The following is a 20,375-nucleotide window of genomic DNA, read 5'->3' as shown; positions in this document are numbered from 1 at the left end:
TCAAAGCCAAGGAACGGGTCTGCCGCCAATCGCGCTCTGGTCCTTCGAAATGCGCGGCTAGTCCGATTTCGCCTTTTGCCTGTCGACGAAGGACGTACTGGCAGGCTCCATCAGTCCATAAATTGTAATCGTGTGGGCATTGCCAACTTGGGTCAATACTGCGTCCGCTCCGCCATTCGGTCCGGCATTCGGGTCCCAAACAAAATTCAGAGATATTGGGGTGTGGATATCCTTAGGATCCACCTTCAACAAGACCGTAACAACGTGGTCCCTTATTTTATCAATGACGTTCGGCGGGTAGTTATTTCTGATGTCGTCTTGCCAAGCTGCGTCCTGGTCTTCGTCGTAGCCATAAAAAAATGCCGTCAACTCCCCAAAGTTATACTTCCCACTTGCGTCCTTTATTCGGTCATAGAGCCTTCTCGTTCTTCTTATTTTGGCCCCGGCCGTGAACTGACCGTTGATATCCACTTTGCCTGGACGTACTAGAAGTATGTCGTCTCCCATAACCGTCCTCCTCCGCTGGCGGAAAGGTTCACCTTTTACGTTGCTAACCTACATGGTATTGCCGTTGCGTCAAATGTGGAGTGCAATCTGAAGTACTCCCGACGCGTCCAGCCCCGATTCTCGTAGTTTTGCCAGGGATTCAAACGCGGCACCGGCCCGATCTCACGCGCGAGACAAGCACCCACATCATCTACCAAGTTTCGGCGGGGCTCTTTGCCGTCTGCCTAAATGTGTCTTCAGGGGCTGTGCTGCGTTGCACATCTGGCTTGCTGGGACCGTGGGTTGCGATGTATTTTGGCCCATTATCATCAGTGCGGTACCGGTTGTTGTTCTCATGAATTGCGAGGCATGCGGCACCCCCAACCGTGAAGAGAGCCAGCAATGTTCGAATTGCGGAGCGGCTCTTGTCGAGGTATGCCGCAGTTGCGGCGCACCCGTCCCTGTTTCGAGTCGGTTTTGCGGCAATTGCGGTGCGCGCTCCGAGCGCAGCCGGGCAAATCGCGCCGACCACATCTGGGATAACTTGTCGGCGCCTATTCGGCTTTCGCATCACCTGATGCAACGTACCGTAGACACGCGCGCGCTGCTCGAAGGCGAGCGCAAGCAGATCACGGTCCTGTTCGCAGACATCAAGGGATCGACGGATCTGATCGAAGATCTCGATCCAGAGGAAGCGGAATTGCGGCTGCGTCCAGCGCTCAATGCGATGATCAATGCCGTTCGCCGCTACGAAGGTACCATCAACCGGGTGCAGGGCGACGGCATTATGGCTTTGTTCGGAGCGCCGCTTGCGCACGAGGACAATGCGGTGCGTGCAGCCTACGCTGCTCTGGACATACAAAAAGATGTTCGCGCGGCCTGCGCGACCGACATTTCAGTCCGGGTCGGCCTGCACGCCGGCGACGTGCTCGTTCGCGCCATCCATAACGATCTTTCAGTCGACTACGACGCCGTCGGTCCGACCGTGCATCTTGCAGCGCGCATGGAGCAGATGGCGCCGCCCGGTGCAATCTACTGCACGGCCGAGGTAATTCGGATGGCAATGGGTTTCGTCGACGCTCGGCCGCTCGGACAGGCAGCCGTGAAAGGGATGCGTCAGTCGATCAACCTGTTTCAAATCACTGGTCACACCGCAGCCCGCACCCGATGGGAAGTAACCGCGGCGCGGGGACTGACGCCGTTTGTCAACCGGCAAAACGAACTCGCGCGGTTGCAGCGAGCGCTTGAATCGGCTGCTGCCGGCTCCGGCCAGCTTGTTATCGTCAAGGGCGAGCCGGGTACGGGAAAATCCCGACTCGTCCACGAATTCCTCCAGTCCTCCCAATTGTCAGGTTGGCTGGTGCTTAAGACGGCCGCGGCTGCCTACGAACGCGGCACACCCTATCTGGCCATTTCCAACGTGCTGCGATCATGGTGCGGGATCTCCGAGCAGGCTCCTCCTGCCGAAGCGAGGAGTCGGCTGCAGGAGGCTCTCGCCACATTGCCGGGGGGCTCCTCGATCTATGTTCCGGCGTTAGAATGGCTGCTGGATCTTCCTGTCGAGGATGCGGACTGGCCTGCACTCGAGGCAGCGGAGCGTCGGCAACGCATGCGCGCGACCCTGAAGGACCTTTTCCTTCGCTGCGCCGAAAGCCAGCCACTGCTGCTTTGGTTCGAGGACATCCAGTGGACCGACCTCGAGACGAGAGCGGTGATTGATGGGCTGGTCGAACTCATCGGAGAGGCCAGCCCCTTCGTGCTGCTGACGTGCCGGCCGGAATATGAACACAAGTGGGACGGCAAGTCCTTTCTCACCGCCATCAATCTCGATCGACTCGAAGCCCAGGCCGCGAATGATCTGGTTCAGGGCCTGGTCGGTGACGCCAATGCCGACCTGCGCGCCCTCATCGTGGAGCGCACCGACGGAACGCCTCTCTTCATCGAGGAAACCGTCAGAACACTTGTGGAAAGCGGCGCGCTGCGCCTGCGCATCGGCGGTTATGAGCTGACCCGGCAGATCCCGGAAATCCGGATTCCGGAGACAGTGCAATCGGTGATCGCCGCGCGCATCGACAGCCTGAGCCCAAACCGCAAGACGCTGCTGCAGATTGCGTCCGTCATCGGATTAAACATTCCGATCATGTTGTTCCGTGAAGTGGCGGATCTCTCCGAGACCGAGTTTCAGGGGTGCCTGGCAGAGCTCAAGGCGGCGCAGTTCGTCTACGAGACGCCCAATCCGATTTATGCCCAAATAAAGTTCAGGCACGCGATGATCCACGAAATTGCCTACGGATCGTTGACCTTGCCGAAGCGGCAGAAGCTGCATGCGCGCGTGCTGCGCGCCATGGAATCGCAATATCGCGAAAGCGCCCTTGACGTGGTTGAAAGCCTCGCCCACCACGCCTTCAACGCGGCACTCTGGGACGAGGCCAGGATCTACCTGTGCCAGGCCGGCGACAAGGCAGTCGAGTTTTCTGCCTATCAGGCCGCGGTTGCCTTCTTCGAATCGGCTTTGCAGGCGCTCGCCCACCTGCCTCAGGATCACGAACGCCTGCGACAGGGGATCGACGTTCGACTAAAATTGCGCCCGGCCTTTGTAGCCATCGCCGACTTTGATGCGCTCGAGCGCTATCTCGCTGAGGCCGAGACGATGGCCGGCTCCATTCAGGACCAGCAGCGGTTGGCGACCATCGACGTTGCCCGTGCATTCGTACACAATGGGCGCGGCGAACTTGATGCGACCATTGAACGAGGCGCGCGGGCGCGCAACATTGCCCGTACGATCGGCAACATCGGTCTCGAAGTCGGTGCGACCTTCTATCTGGGACAGGCCTACATGTGGCGCGGTGACTTCCGGGAAGCGGTCGCCGTGCTCGAGGACAATATGGCGTGGATCCATGGGCCGCTGCGGCACCAGCGGTTCGGCACGGCCGGGACAAGCTCGGTGCTGTGGCTCGGCATGCTGGGAGCTTCCCAAGCCCGTTTGGGCAATTTTGCCGCCGCCATCGAGACGGCACGAACAGCCTGCGAGATCGCCGACGAAGTGCGGCGTCCGGCGGACATTGCGATTGCCTATTGGTGGGCGGGTTTCGTCTCGGAGCACAAGGGAGATATTCCCGCGGCCCTGCAAAACCTGGAACACGGGTTCAACATCTGTCGCGCCAGCCAGATCAACTATCTACTGCCGATCATCTCGACCTCGTTGGGTCATGCCTATGCGCTGGCCGGCCGCGCCGAGCAGGGAATACCGCTGCTTGAAAATGCATTGGCGTTCAATCGCGGCGCCAAGTTCGCCTATGGCGAGGGCTGGTCGAGCGTCTATCTGGGCTTTGCCAACCTGCTCGACAATCGCTACGAGGGGATGCTTGACCAGGCCCGAAGCATCCTCGAGCTCGCGCGAAAGCACAGATACCGCGCGATCGAAGTCGAGGCTCTCCGCCTGCTAGGAGACGTCCACCGCAATCCCTCCGCTCCGGTGCCGGAGGAGGCCGAGCGCAACTACCTGCAGGCCTGTGAGTTGAGCGGTGAACTCGAGTTAAAGCCCGAATACGTACGTTGCCAAATGGCTCTTGGGCAATTGCTCATGGAGCAGGGACGCCACGCGGAAGCAGAGAGGCTGATCGATTCGGCTGTCCAGCTCTGCCGCAGCATGGGAATGATCGAGGCGGCCATTCAGCCCGGACACGCGGTCAATCTCAACGCATCCTATAGCGGAGCGGCAGTGTCTTAGGCCCCCCGATGAAGATCGAGGCTGAGCGCCGCGGCCTTCCGGCAATCTCGACCGATTCAAGCCGGCTCAGTAATTCCTCAAAAAAGATCCGTATCTCAAGCCGCGCGAGATGCTGGCCAAGACAGGTATGAACGCCCTGTCCGAACAGCACGCCGCCCGAGGCGTCGCGATCCAGTCGAAAGCGGTTCGGCTGATCGAAAACCTCCTCGTCGCGATTGGCCGACAGAAGGGACAACATCAACCAGTCACCGCGCACGATCGTCTGCTCGCCCAGTTCGACATCAGCGGTCGCCGTTCGCATCACGTGGTGCACAGGCGTGGTCCAGCGTATCGCCTCCTCGACGAACCTGGGGATCAAGCCAGCATCGGCCTTCAGTTTCTTGAACGCGTCCTCGTTTTCGCACAATGCCCAGAGCCCGCCGGAGATCGAGGAAGAGGTCGTGTCGTGACCGGCGGCCGCGACGATCACGTAGTAACTGACTGCCTCGAAATGGTTGATGGGTTTGCCATCGACTTCCGCATTGGCGATGACACTTGCAAGGTCTTGAGCGGGACTAGCCCGGCGTCGCTCCATGAGCGGAACAAAGTACGCCTGAAATTCCCCGAGCAGACGAAACAGCTCCCTGGCATGTCTGGCCGGATCGCCGCTCCCGCTTTCGCCATGTCCGAGGTCTATATCCTCGCTTGCGAACAGCTCCTGGGTCAGCTTGAGCATCCTTGGAGCGTCCTGCTCGGGGACGCCGAGGATTTGCATGAGGACGCGCAACGGATAGTGAATTGCGACATCGCGCACGAAATCGCAGGCCGGACCTAGTTTGGCCATGCGATCGATGCTGGCGCGCGCGATGATGCGGATGCTATGCTCCAGTAAACCTACTCTTTGCGGGGTGAACCAGTATTGGGTGATCCGGCGATATTTCAAATGATCCGGCTCATCCATGTGGACAAGGGTGCGGATGGGATGCGGGCTCCCGCCGGTCAGTGCGCGAGTCATCTCATCGGAGGACCGTGGCACAAGGGAATGAGCGCGATCGCCATTATGAAACAAATCATGCTGACGAATGATCCAGGAAACGTCGGCGTGTCTAGTCACTAACCAAAACGGATCAAAGTCCCTGGTCTCGACTCGACCAAGTGGTTGGTTCGCGCGAAGCCATTGAAGCCCCGCAAGAAGAGATTTTTGCCTCGCGTATGCCTTAGGAGAGGCAATGAGAAGCCCAAGGCGATGGGGTACTTTTTTTACTTCTGGTATCTTCACTACCTCTCCCATCTGGCTCCCAGCCTCACGCCTGATCTGCTCCTCAAGCGGAGCTCTATCTCGCCTCATCAACAGACTGTTGAGGCCAGAAGGCCACTTCTTGAGTTCTACGATCGAGCATAGCGACGGCGTTCAAAATCGGCGCAATTACACCAGCCCGCGCTGCACGTTCTACCATATCGCCGATCGTGTGCTCGCCTTCGGTGGGCCGGCCAGCTTCCATGCGACGAGAATCCCACCCGGCGGCGGCTCTAATGGTCGCGCAGCGTTTGGAAGGGCGGCCGTAAGCTCCACTATTACATTTATATTGATCCGCTCCTGGCTCTGCTCGATCGTTCCGTTCGACGTCAAGGCGGCATTGATGGTCGTGAGGTCGCCCAGTGGACCGTTTTAGCCGTCAGCACGTCGATATGACGCACCCCGTTCAGCACGGGTACGATCACGCTCCGTTCGCCTCTCGCCGGAGCAATGGCACCCATGGGCATCATCGAGATCGTAGGATGTGCAGGTGAGCAGGACGACATCATAGGCACCATCGAGCTGACCTTGCTGGGCGGTTCTGATCGGGGTGCGAAGTTCGCCACCATCCTGCATTTTGATAACTAGCCCATCGCGATTCAACTGGGCTGCACGCCCCGGCCGCACGAGAAAAAGTGGCATCCGCGCCAGCTTGCAGCAGCATTCCGCCAAAATGTCCTCCAAGTGCGCCCGCGCCCAACACCAGATACCCCCCCCGATGTCTGCGATGAGGTCATCAAACCATGGCGAGTGCTTGCGGGCTAGATTACTGCGCTACCCCTGACTTTGTTCGAACGCTGCTATCAGTTTTGGTCCATGGTTTGTGTCTAGACCGACTGCGCAGGGTTGGGCTTCAGCTCTCAGAGAGATGCAGCATGAATTACCGCCGGAGCAATCTCAATGCGAGGGAGCGCCGGGTGAGCGTGTTATGATGGTAGATGGCGAGGCGATCGCTTTTTGGCTCGACCTCAGGGCACAACACTGGTACACACGGCCAAATCGGGCGACCGTTAAGCTTTTGATTTTATTTAGTTTGCTGGTGTGAAGCGGCAATCCCTCCCTTTCCTCCACCCCGCCGAAAACCCGCGAAAAACAGCTTAGTCCTTGAATCTCAGGGTTTCCGAATGACCGCCGGTACACAATGGCGGTACACGAATGTCTCGCGCATCGGGCATGCTTAGGCGGCATCCGGAAATTGGCATTTTCTTCCTCAGGAAGCGCGTGCCGATTAGCCCGCCGTCCACGCGTACGTTCAATCCGCGTTAGCGCTCTGCCTCACGCGGAGTATGCCCTGGACGTCAATCTCCGGTCCGCCGGACTGTCGCGTTTCCCACGGACCGGTCGTGGAGATCACCGCGAGCGTTTCATCGTCGACGCGTTCAAGTGCCGCGAAGAGCTCCCGCTGATCTGCCGGCTGGGGAAGGCGGCCTTCTAACCCCGCGCTGAGAGTTTCGATCCTTTCCCGCATGGCTAGTATCATGCTTTCGCGCGAAGGGCGGGGACCGGAGATGGCGTCGGCGATCACGGATTTCACGGGCAGGACCATCTGCCCGCGCTTCTGGACCATCGCGCGCCAAGCCCGATCCTGATGACGGCTCTGGAGTTGTGCCATTATGCCTTCGAACTCGGCTAGATCCGCGCTCCGAAGAACTGCTGTCGGATCAAGCCGAGAAAGTACGACGGCGAGCGCGTAGGCCGACGACAATCCGCGATTAAGGCCACGGCCCGGCCAGAAATGCGTGACGCCGGCAGCATCGCCGATCAGCGCGCCGAAAATTGCGCGCTCGGAGCCGGTTGGACTGAGCTCGGCCGTGAACGCACCGCGTCGCGCCATGGAAAGTGGGAACGTGGTGATCGATTCGATTGATGATTCCGGGATGTCGAAGAGGCGCAGCCCCTGAAGCACACGCGGCCAGAGAAACGACTGCGGGTCGTTGGCGGGCACAAACACCGAGTTGCGCCGGCTGCAGATAAATGTCTTGTGTCCGCGATCCGCCCGCCAGGTGACCTGACAAGGGTTCGACTGAATGCAGGGGCGAAACTCATATTCTCCCTCCACGCGGCCCCGGACCTCGGCGGCCTCCTGATCGGTAAGTCGAATGTAGAGAAGGCCATCGCCCTCACGGGCGTTAAGGAGATAGCGCTGCTGCGCAATCGTCATGACGACGGATGAGGGGCTGGACATCAGTGATCGGATCCGGACGCCGAGCACTGTGTCCACTATTTGTTGCTCCCGTAGGCTGTATGCCGTCGCGTCGGCCCGGCCGAATGCTCGCACGAAGTGATCGCGGACGATGGAATTGGCGCCATCTGCGATCACAATCAGATCCCACGCACTGACCTCCAGCTGGGCGGGATCGATGCGCTCCGCAAGAAGACGAAGTCCTTGCGCGTGCGCAAGTTCGAGCAGGCGATCCTCAAGCTCACGGATCCGAACGTTACGGGGGAAGCCGAGCTCAGGCGGCGACTCGCGGCCGGTCGGCCAGATTTCGCAGTAACCTCCGCTCGGAAACATCGCCGAGCGAACTGACGCCGGCAAACGGTCGCTGACGAGCGTCTGGATCGTCACGACCTGTTCGCGGCGATACACGCCTTCGGCGACGTCCCGCCAACGAACGCGTCCGCCCTGGCGAACCCAACGACCGTCGGCGACAGTGATATCGACAGAATGGCCCACGAGCTCGTGCAGGCTCGTTGCGAAGGCCAGCCCAACTGGGCCTCCCCCGACAACGAGGATCCGCCGCCGAGCTTTCCCGATGGGCTCATTACGACGTCCTTCCCTTAGGCGTGCAAGCAAGTCCGCCACGGAATTGGCGAGATTGGCGAAGATTTTCACGGCGATACTCCCCTAGAAATATTCGCCGCGACCATCACATTTCACTTCAGGGGGGGTGAGGACGCTTTCGCTTGTTTTGGGATCCGACCTGGCGAAATCTCGAAATCTCCCAAAAACGTTGAATTTGGCATGTCGCATTTTGATGCCAAACCCCATCCTGCACGCGATCATAATTCAGGAGACGGCTATGGCTAAGAGCATCCCGACCGAGCTTCTCGGACCCGCTGCCCACAAGCAGATCGGTTGGACGAAGGACCGAATGTTAGCGGAGTGCGATTCCGCGATTGGCCGCGATTTTCAGATCGACAAGAAGTCGATTGACCGCGTGGTCAAGGGGACGTCAAAGCCCCAAGACCGCACCCGGCTTGTGATGCTGCCCATCTCCGCTGCCATTCTTAATTGGTCGCGCGAAGCTATCGCCACTGAAGTTTATATGCGCGGTGCCTACGAACGGTACTCCGAGGAGATCAAGGTCGGCGCAACACCCAGCGAACTTGAAGGGTATCTCATTCAACTTCGCTTGCTTACTGATGACGGCAGCGCCGGCGGTGCCTGGAATGTGGCCGCTGCCTCTTTATTCGATGCTGATTTGCGGTGGGATGCGGTACACCTCGACGGCGTCAGCAGCCTCTTTGGCGTCGCCAAGGAGAAAGTTCGTCAGCAGTGCCTCACAGGTTACGTTCTTGCCTTCGAACGATTCCGCGACTTTGTCGGGAAGCTCAGCGAGGGTGCATTCAAGCTGGCCCCCAAGGCCGATTCGCTGGTCGCGGCGCGTGCCGAGTCGATGACGGCAGTTGCCGCTGAACAGATCTTCAATCTCGCGCTTCTCAATGAGAAGGAGAATTGGGGGCTTGTCATTGACGATCAAGGTATCCCTCTCACCGTCGAGTGGGCGAGCGGGCTGCTGCTCCCCCAAGACAAAGTCGACGCCTTCACCGGCGCGCTCTATAATTATCTTCCTGGTGAGGGTTGGCGCCGCCGCATTGCGAACAACAGCGCCGTCCTGACGCTCGCCATTGTTTGCGCGCGGATTCGGTCTTCGAAGACCCCTGCCGCTGTGCTGAAGGTTCGGGCCAAGGAAGCCGTCGCTGTTCTCGAGCGCCACTCAAAAGGTGAGCGGGTCGACCTTACCTCTCTGCCCAGCGCGCTTTGCCTCGAACAGGCGGGCATGATCACGATCAAGAAGGACGAGCAAAACGCAAAAGTTTTGGCGGTCAAGGCTGCCCGCCGTAAGCTCAAATCCGTCTCGGCGGCTGCGGGTGCTGTCCTCGGATTGCTCGGTCTTTTTTGGCAATCTGCGGCGCCCGCACACAGCGGAGCCGCGGATATGGCCCGCTACCAAATCGAAAACCGTCTGCCACTTTTGCGACTGGCGGGTCCAGGTGGAACTCGGCCCACCCAGATGTCGGCGATTGGTCCTGGCGGCGGGGTGGCGACAACCTTGACCTGATACTCGCCCCGGGATGCCTTTTAGCGGGCGTCCCTCTGGAGCGCCTCTCTCTCTCTCTCCTGCACCAGCAGACCGACTGTTTCGCGCCGGTCTGCTGCAAGGATTCGTTCGGTCGACCTCCGTTGACGAGAATACTGGGAGGATCACCGAGACCTTGAAGGTGCGTCGCAACGGCGGTTCGGACGAAGTGAGCCGAGCCGTGGCAGAGTATCCCAAGCCGCTCTTCAAGGCACACAAGCGCTGCCCGGCAGTGCGTGTGTGTGGGTCCGCGATCAGGGTACAGTCGACACGAGCACAGTCCAGTGGTACAAGCGTTGGACTTGGCGCAGAGGTAAGCGACTGTTTTTACTGAAGTTTGACGGATCGAGTCCCAATCCTTTCCTGGGCACCATTTTGCGGGGTTTGGACCCAAAATAGAGCTACCTGAGATCGGTAGGGCTGGCAGGCGGCGATTGCCGCGCCGTTGCGGCGTGGGTCCTATGACACCAGATCGGTCCTCTCGCCCCACACCACCCGCTTCCCCGTCCGCTCCGCCACCGCCTTCTGCACGAAATACATCATCACCAGCGTGACGATCGTGGTGGTCACGACGACGTAGCCGATCCGGTCGAAGTGGATCAGCTCGCCGTCCGCGCCTTGCGCGATGATCGCGCCGGCGAGCACCGAGCCGAACCCGCCGGAGAGCTGCTGCAGCGAGGCGCTGACCGCGCTGAACGAGCACACAGTCACAGGAGCCTTTGCCATGTCTTGTCTCCCCCTCGCGGCCGCTTCATCGACCCGCCCCCTTCTGTGATATATAAATCTCGTCAACCCAAATCTCGGGGCGAGAGCGGCGGCAAACCGGCCAAGCCGCAGCACCCCAGCCTTACCCGAGCTGGCCTACGCCCGGATCGAGCAGATCATCGCCACGCTGGAATTGCGGCCCGGCGCTTTCGTCTCGGAGGCTGATTGGACGTCGGACTGGGATCATCTTGATCCTCTGGGTAGGGACATCGTCATCGATGCGCCGGCCGACGCATGAGAGCAACCAGGGACGGCCGCGATTTTATTGGCTAAGCGAGTGCTTCCGGTGTGCTTCCGGCAAGACTTTGCCGACGGACGAGAATTCAAGAGAGCTCTTGTTTTACTGGCGCGCCCGACACGATTCGAACGTGTGACCTTTGCCTTCGGAGGGCAACGCTCTATCCAGCTGAGCTACGGGCGCAACGAGGCCTCATTTAGCCTAATGGCGAGGGGCGGGCAACGGTCTCGCCGCGGCAATATCAGCGCTTTAGGCCGATTTGCGTGGAGCGACGGCAGGAACTTGACCGCTAACTGGCTCGTTTTCCCGTCCGAGGCCGGTAAATTCGGCCAGCACCCGATCGGAGCAGACCACGCGGTTGCGGCCGAGCCGCTTGGCGGCATAGAGCGCCTGATCGGCCGCGTTCAGCAGGCCGTTGGGGGTGCCATCGGCCTCGCCGGGAACGTGACAGGCGACGCCGACACTGAGGGTCACGCGGTCGCCGGCTCCACGGGCGCCATGGGCGATCTGCAAGGCCATCACGGCGCGGCGGATCTCCTCGGCGATGGTGCAGGCATCGTCGCAGCCCATCTCGGGCAGGATCAGAGCAAATTCCTCGCCGCCATAGCGGCTGGCGAGGTCGAGCGGACGCAAGGCGTAGCGCCTGACCACGCGGGCGACCGCGCGCAGGCACTCGTCGCCGCTCTGGTGGCCGTGCTCGTCATTGAACAGCTTGAAATGATCGACGTCAACGAACAGCAGCGCTAACGGCCTCTGCGTCCGCTGCGCGCGGGCCCATTCGCTCGCCAGCATCTGGTCGAATGCGCGGCGGTTCGACAGGCCAGTCAGCCCGTCCTTGGTGGCAAGCTCCTTCAGCGCCGTTTCGGCACGCTTCTGGTCGGTGAGGTCGCGCAGTGTCTCCACCACGGCAATCAGATTGCCGGCCTCGTCGTGGATGGGGCCGGCATCGATCGCAAGATAGAGCTGGTTGCCGAGCTTCGGCATCACGCACCAGTTTTCCGCGGAGAAGCCGAGCCCGTTATGGCCGCGCGCGGCATATTCCGGATAGAGCTCCGGCAGCTGCTCGGGCTGGTCGAGCGCGACCAGATCGGCAAGGCAAGGGCGCTTGGTCTCGTAGAACGCCTGCCAATGCCTGTTGGTGCCGATCACCGCGGAGGCGGCAACGCCCGTCAGCCGTTCGCAGGCCTTGTTCCAGATCACTACGCACCGCTTCGGATCGATCACGAAGGTCGGCACCACCAGATGCTGCATCAGCCGCACCGCGTAGGAATCGGCGACATCGACAGTCTTCGCGGGCGTCCTGCTGAGCTTTGCCATCTCAGGCCACCGCCGCCACGGGAATGGCACCGCCTGGGCCGAACAGCTCACGCACCTCGGCGGCCGGTCTCGGTCTGCTGAACAAATAGCCCTGCATCTCGGTGCAGCCGAGAGCACGCAGCATCTCGCGCTGGGCCTCGGTCTCGACGCCTTCGGCAACCGTGGTCATGTTGCTGGCGGACGCGATGTTCACCACCGCCTGCACGATCACGGGCGCGCCGTCAGCGTCAGCGATGTCGGCGACGAAGCAGCGGTCGATCTTGATCTTGTCGAACGGGAAGCGCTTCAAATAGCTCAGCGACGAATAGCCGGTGCCGAAATCGTCGAGCGCGATGCGCACGCCGATCGAGCGGAGCTGGTGCAGGATCTGCAGCGCCGCCTCGTCGTCGCGGATCAGCACGGCTTCGGTGATCTCGAGTTCGAGCCGCCGCGGATCAAGGCCTGCCGCATCGAGAGCGCCGGCGATCCGGAGCGCCAGCGTGCCACATTTGAGCTGCACGGGAGAGACGTTGACTGCGAGGCGGACATGGGCGGGCCAGGTCGCGGCCTCGTTGCAGGCCGTGCGCAGCACCCAGTCGCCGAGATGGTTGATCAGGCCGGTGTCCTCGGCGATCGGAATGAATTCGGCCGGCGACACCATGCCGCGTTCGGGATGGCGCCAGCGCAGCAGCGCCTCGCAGCCGGAGACCTCGCCCGAATGCAGATTGACCAGCGGCTGGTAGTGGATCTCGAAGCCGCCATTGACCAGCGCCTGGCGCAGATCCTGCTCCAGCGAGAGGCGCGCCTTGGCGCTCGCGTCCATCTCCGGCACGAAGAAGCGGTAGGTGCGCCGCCCCTCCGCCTTGGCGCCGTACATGGCGAGGTCGGCACTCTTGATGAGCTGATCGAGGTCGGCCCCGTCCTGCGGCGCAAGCGCGATGCCGATGCTGGCGTCGGTGGAGAGCTGGTGGCCGAGGCAGTGGTAGGGACGGCGGATCGCTTCCTGGATCTGGCTCACGAAGCCCAGGACGTCGGTGGATGATTGGATTCCGGTCTGGATCACCGCGAACTCGTCGCCGCCGAGCCGCGCGATCAGATCGCCCGGCTTGAGGCAGGCGCGGATGCGGCCGGCGATCGCCATCAACAGCTCGTCGCCGACATGATGGCCGAGCGAATCGTTGATGCCCTTGAATTCGTCGACATCGATATAGAGCAGCGCAAACCGGGCGCCGCCGGCGACCTTCTCCAACTCGCGCTCGATCTGCTCGCGGAACAGCACGCGGTTGGGCAGGTCGGTCAGCGCATCGTAATGCGCCATATGCGCGATCTTCTCGGCGGTGTTGCGCTGCTCGGTGACGTCCTCGATGACATTGATGATGTAGCGAGGGTCGCCGGCCTTGTCGCAGATGCCGATGCGCTTTGAAATGGTATGGCGCTGGCCTTCGGTCGGGGTCTTCCAGCTCTGCTCCTTCTGCAGCAGCCGGTCCGGCGATTGCAGCACCGCATCATCGTCGCGCGTGACGATGTCGGCGTCCGCTTCCGGCAGGATATCGGCCGCGGTCTTGCCGACGATGGTCTTGCCGCCTTCCCCAAAAATGTCCTCGGCAATCCGGTTGACCAGAAGGTAGCGCCGCGTGTGAGCGTCCTTCACCGTGATCTGCGAGGGAATGTGGTCGATGATCTCGCGCAGGAACGTGTAGTTGCGGTCGCGTTCTTGCTCGAGATTGCGTCGCTCCGTGATCTCTTCGATGGTGGCGACGCCACCCTGCGCAAGCGGGGTGTTGATGACCTGGAAGGCCCGGCCATCGGTCAGTTGATGAGTCCGCTTGGAAACGGTGCCTTCGGTGACGACGCTCATGACCTCGGCGTAGAATGCCTCCACGTCACCCTCGAACGCAGCGCGCTCCTTGCGGTGGCGCATCGCGTCTAGGATGTGGCAGCCCGGTTTGATGACGTCGTGCGAAAGGCCGAACATATCGGCGTAGCGGCGGTTGCAGGTGACGATATAGCCGTCGGCGTCGTACAGGATCAGCCCCTGCGACATGTTGTTGAGGGCGGTGTCCAGCCGCCGCCGTTCCGCCTCCAGCCGCTGCTGCGCCTCGCGGTTCTGCCTGACAATCTGGCGGATGATCGTGAAGAAGATCAGCGCGATGATCGTTGCCGCCAGCATGGCCGTGGTGATCATGAATCGCGTTTGCTCGCGCCAGTCGGCGAGGGCCGATTCCATCGTATTCGTTGCGAGGACGATGATGGGAAAATTCTGGAGCGGGGCTCCCGCGGCGAGACGGCCCTGGCCATCGATCGGACTGCTCTCGATTCGCAGGGTCTTCCGACCCCCCTCGGCCAAAATCTTCTTCAGCAACGGCCCGTTGGCGAAGCTCTTGCCGATCAGTTCCTCGGCGTGCGGATGGCGTGCTAGCATCGTGCCGCCGCGATCGAACAGCGAAATGGCGGCGCCGGCTCCGAGCGATACGGAGGAAAAATACTTCTGGTAGCTCCCCGGATCGACCCGCCGCACCATGATGCCCAGCAATTCGCCCGTTGGACCGGTCAAGCGGCGCGCGACCACGGTGGTCCACTTGCCGATGAGAAAGCTCTGCACGGTCTCCAGCAGCACCGGCTCGGATTGGGGATTGGACTTGAAGGTCTGAAAGTAGGCGCGCGATGCGATGTTGATTTTTGGCAGCGGCTCGTTTCGCGACCAGTTGATGAGGTCGCCGTTGACGTCATAGATCGCGATGTCGCCGAGGTAGTTCACGGCGCTGATCTTGTTCGCGAGCATACGGTGTGCTTCGTCGCTCGACATGCGTTCGCGGAACGCCTCGGGCGAGCTGATCCCCGGTAGCTTCATCTGCGAGATGAGATCGCCGGCTACGATTTCGGAGTCCTCGAACTGCTGATCGAAGTGCCGGGTCAACAACAGGACCGTGTTCTCCAGCTCGCGCTCCTTGTTGGCGAGCGCGCGCTCTCGAAAGTCGCCAACGGCTATCGCGGTCGCGGCGAAGATGCCGGCGACGAGCAGTGCCCCCGAGAGTGTCAACCACAGCACCGGGCCGCGCCGCATGGCCGCGTCCCGGCCGCCCTTCACGGCCCGGACCATCGCAGCTGCCATTTGTTGAAAAACCTGGCGCATCCCACTCCCCTGGAGGAGCAGAGATACTATGGACAGGTGGCGTAATGCTTAGGAAAGCCGGTTACCCATGGCTTAAGCCGGTCTACACATATCTCGCAAAGCCGGAACTGGCGCGCTGCGTTGCATCGTTAATCGAAGCCTAATGCGGCGTGCCGGCACTCTTGTCGCCACGGCCGTGACGTAGCCGCCCGACCACGCCGGTCGGGAAGAAATACACGCTTGCGATGAAGAGCAACCCGAGCCAGAGCAGCCAGCGGTCGGGATGCAGCAGCCCCGGCAGCAATGGCAGGCCGGCTTCGCTTGCGGCTTTGGAGGCGACGCCCATGAGCGATTGCAGATAATTCTGGGCAAGGATGAAGATCGTGGCGCCGATGATCGCGCCGTAGATCGTGCCCATGCCGCCGATCACCACCATCAGGAGAATGTCCAGCATGATGGAGAAACTGAGCGAGGTGTCCGGCCCGGCATAGCGCAGCCACAGCGCGTTCAGGATGCCGGCGCTGGCGGCGACCAGGGCCGCGAGGCAGTTGGCGTAGGTCAGATGGAACACGGTGCGGAAGCCGAGCGCCTCGGCACGAAAGCGGTTCTCGCGGATCGCCTGCAGCACGCGGCCGAACGGCGAGTTCACCACGCGCAGCAGGGCCAGGATCATCAGGGCCGAGATCGCGAACACCAGATAGAAGGTCAGGATGCGGCCGTTGACCTCGAAGCCGAACAGGTTCTTGGAGATCAGCACCGTGCCGGGGCGCAGCAGCTCCGGCAGCTGGAAGCTGCGACCGTCCTCACCGCCGGTGAGCCATGACAATTGCGAGGCCAGGACCTGGAAAGCGGAGGCGACGGCGAGCGTGATCATCGCAAAGAAGATCGCGGCCACCCGCAACGAGAACAGGCCGATCGCAAGCGCAAGCAGCGCGGCCAGCGGCAGGCCGATGACAATGCCGGTGGCGACCGCGGCCCAGTTCGCGCCCATGCCATACAGCGCGATCGCGATCGCGTAGCTGCCGATGCCGTAGAACATGGTGTGCGCGAACGACACCGTGCCGGTGTAGCCGAGCAGCAGGTCATAGGACGCGACCAAGGCGGCAAAGACGCAGATCTTGGCCGCGACGTTCAGCGCCTTTGCTCCCGGAAACAGAAACGGTGTTGCCGCCAGCGCCAGGATGATGACGACAAGAATGAGCGTGAGCACGCGGCTGCGCGGCGGATCGCCTGAGAGAAGCATCATCGGCTGGTCACCGCATAGAGGCCGCGCGGGCGCCACATCAGAACGGCGACCATCAGCAGGATGTTGGAGACGAGGGCGAGTTTCGGCACCAGGAAGCCGCCGTAATTGGCGACCATGGCTACCAGGATCGCGCCGATGAAGCAGCCGCCGATCGAACCGAGGCCGCCGATGATGACGACGACGAAAATCAGGACGGTGAGCTCGTCGCTCATGGAGGCATGGACCTGCTCGCGATAGAGCGCCCACATCACGCCGCCGAGGCCGGCCAGCGCCGATCCCGTCATGAACACGCCGAGGAACAGCCGGCGGATGCGATAGCCGAGCGCCTCGACCATCTCGCGATTCTCGACGCCGGCGCGGATCAACAGGCCGAGCTTGGTGCGGTTGAGCACGAGCTGGATCGCGACGAAGACGGCCAGGCCAATCAGCATGGCCAGCACGCGGTATTTCGCGATCGCGACGTCACCAAGGATGAAGGAGCCGCGCAGCGAGGCCGGCAGCGGCATCGGAATGATCTGCGGCCCCCATAGCGCATACAGCGTCTGCTCGGCGACGATCAGCCCGCCTGTTGTCATCAGGATTTGCTTCAGGTGCTGGCCATAGACGGGCAGGATCAGCACGCGTTCGACGACGAGGCCGAGCGCGCCTGATACCGCCATCGACAGCAGCGCCGCCGGCGCCAGCACGGCGAGGTTCAGCCAGAGCGAATCCGCCTGCACCGGGGCCGCAAATGGCGCAAACACCAGCGTTGCAACATAGGCGCCGACCGCGATGAAGGCGCCGTGGCCGAAATTGAGCACGTCCATCAGGCCGAACACCAGCGTCAGCCCCGAGGCCATGATGAAAATCATCATGCCCATGGCGAGGCTCGCCGCTGTCAGCGTCAGCCAGGTCGAGGGCGAGCCGACCAGCGGGATCATGGCTAGCGCGAGTGCGACCGGCAGCAGGATCGGCGCGAGGTCGCGCTTCGGCTTCGGCAGCGGATCTGATGCAGCGAGTTCAGTCACTGATGTGCCTCCAGGCTCAGGCCGAGCAACCGTTCCTGCAGCGGCACGTCGGCGGCCAGCGCCGCCATCTCGCCGCGATGGACGATGGTGCCGTTGTCCATCACCAGCACGCTGTCGCCGAGCTCGCGCGCTGCAAAGAAATTCTGTTCGACCAGCAGAATGGTCGCGCCCTTGCGCTTGATCTCCTTCAGGCACTCGATCAGCGCCATCACGATCGCCGGTGCCAGACCCTTGGTCGGCTCGTCGATCAGCAGCAGCTTGCGCGGCTCGATGATGGCGCGCGCAATCGACAGCATCTGCTTCTGCCCGCCGGAGAGACTTCCGGCGCGCGACAGCCAGAACCGGCGCAGCGCGGGGAAGAAGCCAAAGATCCATTCCAGCTGTCTGTCGTCCATCGCCGCATCGCGCGCCGCGAGGACGAGATTTTCCTTCACCGTGAGATCGGAGAACACGGCCATGCTCTCGGGCACGTAGCCGACGCCCAGCCGCGCAATGTCGGGCGTGGCGAGGCTCTCGATGCGCGTCCCGCCGAGCGTGATCTCGCCTGAGGAGGCCTGCCAAAGGCCCATGATGGTGCGCAGCGTCGTGGTCTTGCCGGCGCCGTTGCGGCCGAGCAGCATCGTGACCTGCCCTTGCGGGACAGCGAGGTCGATGCCCTGGAGGATGTGATAGCGCCCGATATGGGTGTGCACGCCGGAAAGTTTGAGCAGGTCGGTCATGCGGCGCCCCCTGCAACCTTCTTGGGGGCTACGCCGAGATAGGCTTCCTGCACGATCGGCGAGGCGATCACCTCGGCAGGCACGCCGTCGGCGACGAGCTGGCCGTTGTGCAGCACGATGATGCGGTCGGCGAGCGAGCGCACCACGTCCATCTTGTGCTCGACGAGGAGGATGATCTTGCTCTTGTCCTGCTTGAGCTGAGCGATCAGGTTCAGCACGACAGGCACCTCGTCGATGCTCATGCCGGCGGTCGGCTCGTCGAACATGAACACTTTTGGTTCCAGCGCGATCATCAGCGCAACTTCGAGCTTGCGCTGGTCGCCATGCGACAGCGCGGTCGCGGCGACGCTGCGGCGGGTGCCGAGCGCGACCTGGTCGAGGATGGCATCCGCGCGGGCGATCAAATCGCGGCGGACCATCCAGGGCCGCAGCATGTCGTAATGGGTGCCGCTCGCCGCCTGCACCGCGAGGCGGACGTTTTCTTCCACCGTCAGATTCGGGAAGAGATTTGTGAGCTGAAACGCGCGCCCGAGACCTGCGCGGGTGCGCAGCGGCGCGGAATGCTGAGTGATGTCGGCGCCGTCGAACAGGATGCTGCCGCTGGATGCGCGCAGCTGGCCCGAGATCAGATTGAAATAGGTGGTCTTGCCGGCGCCGTTCGGCCCGACAATGGCGGTGAGCTCGCCCGGGCGGAACGTACAGCTGACATTGTTGACCGCGACATGCCCGCCGAAGCGGATGGTGAGATCACGGGTTTCGAGGGAGAGGGGCATGGAGAGTCTGGAAATGATGAAACTGGATTTATCCGCGGTCGCGGTGCGCCCCCTCCCCCGCTTGCGGGGGAGGGCAGGGGAGAGAGTATCTCCGCAACGGGGCAATCCCAAAGATGAGAAAGCCCTCACCCGGCGCTTCGCGCCGACCTCTCCCGCATCCGCCTTCGCCAAGGCTTCGGCGGACAAGAGCGGGAGAGGTAACCAGCTCACCGCTTGTTCTTGATCGGAACGTCCATGTCCTCGATCTTCAGCTCGCGCACCGGCTCGAGCACGGCCCAGGCGACGTTCGGATCGACCTTGACCTTGAAGTGATACATGCTCTGCAGCGCCTGATGGTCCTCCTTGCGGAACACCATCTTGCCCTTCGGCGTGTCGAACTCCATGCCTTCCATCGCCGTGATCAGCTTCTCGGTGTCGGTCGACTTCGCCTTGGTGACGGCGGCCACGACGGACATCGCCGCGGCAAAGCCGCCCGCGGTGAAGAAATCCGGCGGCGCGTTGAAGCGCTTCTGGTGCTCGGCAACGAGCCAGTCATTCACCGGATTCTTCGGGATGTCGTAGTAATAATAGGTGGCGCCTTCCATGCCGGGCAGGCTCTTGTAGGCGGCGAGCGCCGGCAGGATATTGCCGCCGGTCGAGAGTTCGATGCCGTAGCGCTTCGGATCCATGTCCTGGAGTTTTGCCAGTGGATTGCCGGCGCCGGCCCAGATCACCCAGATCACCTTGCGGCCCGGCTTGTCCTTCAGGGCATCGAACAGGCGCTGGCCGACCGCGGTGAAGTCGGTGGTGCTGGTCGGGGCGTACTCCTCCGCGGCGAGCGTCGCGCCGGTCTTGGCGAGGGCCTCCTTGAAGGCGGCGACGCCGTCGCGGCCGAAGGCGTAGTCCTGCGCCAGCGTGGCCACTGTCACGCCCTGCTTGCCGATGGCGACCGCGTTCGAGATCGCGTCCTGCGATGAATTGCGCGCGGTCCGGAAGATGTAGCGATTCCATTTCTCGCCGGTAATCTGGTCCGCGACCGCCGGCTCGACGATCAGGATCTTCTTGTTCTCTTCCGCAACGGGGAGAATGGCGAGCGCGGCGGCCGAGGAGGTGGTGCCGATGGCGATATCCGCCTTGTCGTCCTGATAGGCCTCCGCGAGCGCAGCCTTGGCGAGGTCCGGCTTGCCCTGGTCGTCCTTGGTGACGATGACGATCTTGCGGCCGTCGAGCGTCATGGTGCCCTTGGTGGCGTATTCAAAACCCATCTGCAGGCCGGTCTCGGTCTGCTTGGCATAGGCTTCGAGCGGACCGGTCTTGCCGTAGATCAATGCGACCTTGAGATCGTCGGCGTGCGCGGCAGTCGCCGCAGCGAGGGCGAGAACGGTTGTTGTTATGATGAGTGATCGACGCACGAAGGTCCCTCCTGAATTGATTTGTTGGGCAA

General features: G+C 62.0%; 16 protein-coding genes, 1 tRNA gene and 1 pseudogene. 3 read left to right on the top strand and 15 right to left on the bottom strand.

Going from position 1 to position 20,375, the window contains the following annotated elements; translation table 11 throughout:
* Positions 1-57: 57 nt before the first annotated feature.
* Positions 58-507 carry a hypothetical protein gene (locus ACNJX9_RS39095; RefSeq protein WP_439407367.1) on the bottom strand — a complete coding sequence of 150 codons (450 nt, stop codon included), beginning with the start codon at positions 505-507 and terminating at the stop codon, positions 58-60.
* A gap of 334 nt (positions 508-841) precedes the next feature.
* Here ACNJX9_RS39095 and ACNJX9_RS39090 point away from each other — a divergent pair.
* Both ACNJX9_RS39090 and ACNJX9_RS39085 read left to right on the top strand, forming a co-directional pair.
* Positions 842-967 (top strand): annotated as a pseudogene (locus ACNJX9_RS39090) (zinc-ribbon domain-containing protein); the annotation flags it as partial.
* A gap of 96 nt (positions 968-1,063) precedes the next feature.
* Complete coding sequence (locus ACNJX9_RS39085) at positions 1,064-4,216, top strand: ATP-binding protein (RefSeq protein WP_439410213.1); 3,153 nt, start codon at positions 1,064-1,066, stop codon at positions 4,214-4,216.
* Here ACNJX9_RS39085 and ACNJX9_RS39080 read toward each other — a convergent pair.
* The 5 genes from ACNJX9_RS39080 to ACNJX9_RS39060 form a co-directional block, all read right to left on the bottom strand.
* Positions 4,182-5,474 (bottom strand): cytochrome P450, encoded by a 1,293-nt coding sequence (locus ACNJX9_RS39080; RefSeq protein WP_439407366.1) that lies wholly within the window; start codon positions 5,472-5,474, stop codon positions 4,182-4,184. The two genes, ACNJX9_RS39085 and ACNJX9_RS39080, sit on opposite strands and share 35 nt — an antisense overlap.
* 55 nt (positions 5,475-5,529) lie before the next feature.
* Positions 5,530-5,697 carry a ketopantoate reductase C-terminal domain-containing protein gene (locus ACNJX9_RS39075; protein WP_439407365.1) on the bottom strand — a complete coding sequence of 56 codons (168 nt, stop codon included), beginning with the start codon at positions 5,695-5,697 and terminating at the stop codon, positions 5,530-5,532.
* Between the two features lie 167 nt (positions 5,698-5,864).
* On the bottom strand, positions 5,865-6,074 hold the full coding sequence (locus tag ACNJX9_RS39070) for a hypothetical protein (RefSeq protein ID WP_439410212.1): 210 nt from the start codon (positions 6,072-6,074) through the stop codon (positions 5,865-5,867).
* On the bottom strand, positions 5,998-6,195 hold the full coding sequence (locus ACNJX9_RS39065; protein ID WP_439407364.1) for a hypothetical protein: 198 nt from the start codon (positions 6,193-6,195) through the stop codon (positions 5,998-6,000). Before ACNJX9_RS39065 ends, ACNJX9_RS39070 begins: the two co-directional genes overlap by 77 nt.
* 549 nt (positions 6,196-6,744) lie before the next feature.
* Positions 6,745-8,328 carry a hypothetical protein gene (locus ACNJX9_RS39060; protein WP_439407363.1) on the bottom strand — a complete coding sequence of 528 codons (1,584 nt, stop codon included), beginning with the start codon at positions 8,326-8,328 and terminating at the stop codon, positions 6,745-6,747.
* Positions 8,329-8,515: 187 nt separating this feature from the next.
* Between ACNJX9_RS39060 and ACNJX9_RS39055 the strand changes: the two genes are divergently transcribed.
* Complete coding sequence (locus tag ACNJX9_RS39055) at positions 8,516-9,778, top strand: hypothetical protein (RefSeq protein ID WP_439407362.1); 1,263 nt, start codon at positions 8,516-8,518, stop codon at positions 9,776-9,778.
* Between the two features lie 477 nt (positions 9,779-10,255).
* Here the strand turns inward: ACNJX9_RS39055 and ACNJX9_RS39050 are convergent, their stop codons facing one another.
* The 9 genes from ACNJX9_RS39050 to ACNJX9_RS39010 all read right to left on the bottom strand — a co-directional run bounded on the left by ACNJX9_RS39050 (position 10,256) and on the right by ACNJX9_RS39010 (position 20,343).
* Positions 10,256-10,522 carry a hypothetical protein gene (locus ACNJX9_RS39050; protein WP_439407361.1) on the bottom strand — a complete coding sequence of 89 codons (267 nt, stop codon included), beginning with the start codon at positions 10,520-10,522 and terminating at the stop codon, positions 10,256-10,258.
* A gap of 383 nt (positions 10,523-10,905) precedes the next feature.
* Positions 10,906-10,982 (bottom strand) — tRNA-Arg (locus ACNJX9_RS39045).
* A 66-nt stretch (positions 10,983-11,048) separates the two neighbouring features.
* Positions 11,049-12,116, bottom strand: a complete 1,068-nt coding sequence (locus ACNJX9_RS39040) for a diguanylate cyclase (RefSeq protein ID WP_439407360.1) — start codon at positions 12,114-12,116, stop codon at positions 11,049-11,051.
* A gap of 1 nt (position 12,117) precedes the next feature.
* Complete coding sequence (locus ACNJX9_RS39035) at positions 12,118-15,228, bottom strand: bifunctional diguanylate cyclase/phosphodiesterase (protein WP_439407359.1); 3,111 nt, start codon at positions 15,226-15,228, stop codon at positions 12,118-12,120.
* A 139-nt stretch (positions 15,229-15,367) separates the two neighbouring features.
* On the bottom strand, positions 15,368-16,453 hold the full coding sequence (locus ACNJX9_RS39030; protein ID WP_205668270.1) for a branched-chain amino acid ABC transporter permease: 1,086 nt from the start codon (positions 16,451-16,453) through the stop codon (positions 15,368-15,370).
* Complete coding sequence (locus ACNJX9_RS39025; protein ID WP_439407358.1) at positions 16,450-17,460, bottom strand: branched-chain amino acid ABC transporter permease; 1,011 nt, start codon at positions 17,458-17,460, stop codon at positions 16,450-16,452. The genes ACNJX9_RS39030 and ACNJX9_RS39025 overlap by 4 nt, the downstream gene beginning before the upstream one ends.
* Complete coding sequence (locus tag ACNJX9_RS39020; RefSeq protein ID WP_057753927.1) at positions 17,457-18,179, bottom strand: ABC transporter ATP-binding protein; 723 nt, start codon at positions 18,177-18,179, stop codon at positions 17,457-17,459. The genes ACNJX9_RS39025 and ACNJX9_RS39020 overlap by 4 nt, the downstream gene beginning before the upstream one ends.
* The gene (locus ACNJX9_RS39015) at positions 18,176-18,952 is read right to left on the bottom strand and encodes an ABC transporter ATP-binding protein (RefSeq protein WP_439407357.1); all 777 of its coding nucleotides are present in this window, start codon (positions 18,950-18,952) and stop codon (positions 18,176-18,178) included. The genes ACNJX9_RS39020 and ACNJX9_RS39015 overlap by 4 nt, the downstream gene beginning before the upstream one ends.
* A 206-nt stretch (positions 18,953-19,158) precedes the next feature.
* Positions 19,159-20,343 (bottom strand): substrate-binding domain-containing protein, encoded by a 1,185-nt coding sequence (locus ACNJX9_RS39010; protein ID WP_439407356.1) that lies wholly within the window; start codon positions 20,341-20,343, stop codon positions 19,159-19,161.
* Positions 20,344-20,375 lie beyond the last annotated feature (32 nt).

This window comes from Bradyrhizobium sp. BLXBL-03 (genome assembly GCF_051853015.1).
Lineage (GTDB): Bacteria > Pseudomonadota > Alphaproteobacteria > Rhizobiales > Xanthobacteraceae > Bradyrhizobium > Bradyrhizobium manausense.
This window is presented reverse-complemented; position numbering and strand designations above follow the sequence as displayed.

What these genes read in the sequence shown, in the direction of transcription:
- ACNJX9_RS39075 (WP_439407365.1), bottom strand. Translation starts at nt 5,697, where the DNA reads ATGGAAGCTGGCCGGCCCACCGAAGGCGAGCACACGATCGGCGATATG.
- ACNJX9_RS39035 (WP_439407359.1), bottom strand. Translation starts at nt 15,228, where the DNA reads ATGCGCCAGGTTTTTCAACAAATGGCAGCTGCGATGGTCCGGGCCGTG.
- ACNJX9_RS39055 (WP_439407362.1), top strand. Translation starts at nt 8,516, where the DNA reads ATGGCTAAGAGCATCCCGACCGAGCTTCTCGGACCCGCTGCCCACAAG.
- ACNJX9_RS39020 (WP_057753927.1), bottom strand. Translation starts at nt 18,179, where the DNA reads ATGACCGACCTGCTCAAACTTTCCGGCGTGCACACCCATATCGGGCGC.
- ACNJX9_RS39050 (WP_439407361.1), bottom strand. Translation starts at nt 10,522, where the DNA reads ATGGCAAAGGCTCCTGTGACTGTGTGCTCGTTCAGCGCGGTCAGCGCC.
- ACNJX9_RS39085 (WP_439410213.1), top strand. Translation starts at nt 1,064, where the DNA reads ATGCAACGTACCGTAGACACGCGCGCGCTGCTCGAAGGCGAGCGCAAG.
- ACNJX9_RS39030 (WP_205668270.1), bottom strand. Translation starts at nt 16,453, where the DNA reads ATGATGCTTCTCTCAGGCGATCCGCCGCGCAGCCGCGTGCTCACGCTC.
- ACNJX9_RS39040 (WP_439407360.1), bottom strand. Translation starts at nt 12,116, where the DNA reads ATGGCAAAGCTCAGCAGGACGCCCGCGAAGACTGTCGATGTCGCCGAT.
- ACNJX9_RS39095 (WP_439407367.1), bottom strand. Translation starts at nt 507, where the DNA reads ATGGGAGACGACATACTTCTAGTACGTCCAGGCAAAGTGGATATCAAC.
- ACNJX9_RS39015 (WP_439407357.1), bottom strand. Translation starts at nt 18,952, where the DNA reads ATGCCCCTCTCCCTCGAAACCCGTGATCTCACCATCCGCTTCGGCGGG.